4 protein-coding genes are annotated in these 2,290 nt (G+C 54.1%); all 4 read right to left on the minus strand.

The genetic code is table 11. The features are described 5' to 3' along the window. Nucleotides 1-302: beta-galactosidase (locus PPL9_RS33560; protein WP_208989552.1), on the minus strand; the 302-nt coding region annotated here is incomplete at its 3' end. A gap of 4 nt (nt 303-306) precedes the next feature. Further along, the gene (locus PPL9_RS22210) at nt 307-1,179 is read right to left on the minus strand and encodes an SMP-30/gluconolactonase/LRE family protein (protein WP_057464778.1); all 873 of its coding nucleotides are present in this window, start codon (nt 1,177-1,179) and stop codon (nt 307-309) included. Further along, the gene (locus PPL9_RS22215) at nt 1,176-1,814 is read right to left on the minus strand and encodes a 2-dehydro-3-deoxy-6-phosphogalactonate aldolase (RefSeq protein WP_057464779.1); all 639 of its coding nucleotides are present in this window, start codon (nt 1,812-1,814) and stop codon (nt 1,176-1,178) included. Before PPL9_RS22215 ends, PPL9_RS22210 begins: the two co-directional genes overlap by 4 nt. Beyond that, the coding region (locus PPL9_RS33565) for a 2-dehydro-3-deoxygalactonokinase (protein WP_208989553.1) at nt 1,801-2,290 on the minus strand (490 nt) is incomplete at its 5' end. The genes PPL9_RS22215 and PPL9_RS33565, both read right to left, overlap by 14 nt.

Raw genomic sequence — 2,290 nt, forward strand, 5'->3', positions numbered from 1 at the left:
GGGTGGCCGTTCTCGTCAACGGCGAGCATGTCCGGATGTTTATCCACCATCCAGCGTGGAGGTGTAGCAGTTGGGGTGCACATTACAATCTTGAGACCCGCACTTGCGAGAGTCTCAATTGCGCTGTCCAACCAGTCCCAGGAAAAGCGCCCTGGTTCCGGCTCTATGCGAGACCAGGCGAACTCAGCGATGCGCACATAGGTAATGCCCAGCTCGGCCATTTCTTTGGCATCTTGCTGCCATAAGTCCTCTGACCAATGTTCTGGGTAGTAACAGATACCTAAGTGTTTCTTATCGCTCATGAGATCACATTTGTAGTTCGGGGTCCGGCAGACCTGGAGTATCAATAGGGACTGCAAAAACCGATCCAGCGAGAGGCTCTTTCGCCAATTGCTCCTCACTCAGGTTTTCGCGAGCCGTGGTAATGAACAGCGTTTTGTAGTCGGCCCCACCAAACGCAGGACAAGATGCCTGACTTGCGTCAATCTCAATAATGCGATCCACCATTCCATCAGGTTTATAGCGAACGACTCTGTATCCGCCCCATTGAGCGTTCCAGAGATATCCCTCAGCATCAACCACGGAACCGTCGGGGCCAAATCCTGTCCCGGAGATATCAGCAAATATCTCCGCGGGCCCTTCTGGCAGGCCAGTTTGCGCATTTAGTGACCATTTGATGATCTGAGATGTCACCGTGTCTGAAAAGTACGCAGTGTCCCCATCTGGCGAGAAACAAAGGGAATTCGGGATTGTGATGTCGCCTGCAATCTTCGCTAATTCCCCTTTGAAAAAACGATAAAGGCTGCCTGCGCCTTTTTCTGCTTTGTGGCCCATGGAGGAAATCCAGAACCCGCCGGTACGGTCGGTGCGGGCGTCGTTGGAGCGGGTGACGGGGTTTTGGTCCTCGACAGGGAGGATAAGGTTGCGACTGTGCGTTCCCGGGGACCAGCGATACAGACCTGTTGCAGAGGATAGCATGAAGTCGTCGCTGCTTGGGATCTGCGCAAAGGCGGAGACCGGCTCATCGAACTTCCATGTTTCAATAGGACCGGTTATGCCCTTTTTCAGCACCAGATGATTGTTGATGTCCACCCAAAACAGCGCGTCATGGCGGGCACTCCAAAGAGGACCCTCCCCTAAGCTGCATTCTGTTTTGGCGAAAACATATGGCTCGCTCATGCGCTCTCTCCGAGTTTGAGCGCATCGTATGCTGCAACCATTTCTTTTGCGTTTTCAGAAACCTGCGTCGCCGTAAAGCCCGGCTTGTATAGATTGCTTGCCATGCCGAAGCCCTGACAGCCTGCTTCCACATATTGCGCAAATTCCGCAGGGCCGACACCGCCAACGGCGTAGACCAGAGTTTCTTTTGGCAGAACTGCACGCACTGCCTGAATGCCTTTTACTCCCACCTGAAAGGCCGGGAAGATCTTGAGTGCATCAGCCCCTGCCTTCAGCGCGGCAAAGCATTCTGAGGGGGTGAGAACGCCCGGATAGGAGGCCATGCCTTCTGCCTTGGTGGTGCGGATAACGTCTTCATCGTAGTTGGGAGAAACGATGAAGGTTCCGCCTGCTGCGCGAACCTGTTTGACTTGCTCTGCGGTGAGAACTGTCCCCGCGCCGATGGCGGATAACTTGCCGAACTTGTCTCGTGCCATGGTGATAGACTTGAGTGCCTCTGGCGAATTGAGCGGCACTTCGATCTGTGAAAAGCCTGCTTCTATAAGCACTTCCACAATATCCAAAATCTCAGCAGGCTTTACTCCACGGAGGATAGCCATGAGGTTGCGCTCTGGTGTTTGTTTAACTGTTGTCATTGAGTGCCCCTTGTCTGACGGCGGATAGTCCAGTGAGTGCGGCTTTGTCTGCATCATGCACGATCGGCGTTAAGCCGAGATGTTGCAGGGCGAGCGCGTAATTTTGAGCGAGTTTACTGCCACCGACGAGGTGGACTTGCTTGGGTGGGTTGTCCCCGCACTTTGCGAGCATGTCGAGAAGCTCTGTTCCGATAACAAGTGCGGAAAGTTTGGAAGCGCCTGCTTGCGTGCTGGTGTTGTTGAGCAGCTGTCCGGCACGCAGGCCAAACAGGTTGCCAAGCAGTGTAGCTTCCTGATTTTTCAGCTGATCCAGCGTGGTGAGGAAGACATCCTTGTCCAGCTCTGCCTGCGTATCCAGCGAATGGCGGAGGATGGATTGCTTGGCGATGAGCGCGAATAACTCTCCACTCAGAAAAGTGGAGGTACGCGTTACTGTCCCCTCTTCCATCTCCACCCATTTGCTGTGGGTGCCAGGC

Source organism: Pseudovibrio sp. POLY-S9 (assembly GCF_001431305.1).
In the GTDB taxonomy this organism is placed as follows: domain Bacteria; phylum Pseudomonadota; class Alphaproteobacteria; order Rhizobiales; family Stappiaceae; genus Pseudovibrio.

Excerpts from the sequence above, each read along its gene's own strand:
- PPL9_RS22215 (WP_057464779.1), bottom strand. The coding sequence starts at position 1,814 with ATGACAACAGTTAAACAAACACCAGAGCGCAACCTCATGGCTATCCTC.
- PPL9_RS22210 (WP_057464778.1), bottom strand. The coding sequence starts at position 1,179 with ATGAGCGAGCCATATGTTTTCGCCAAAACAGAATGCAGCTTAGGGGAG.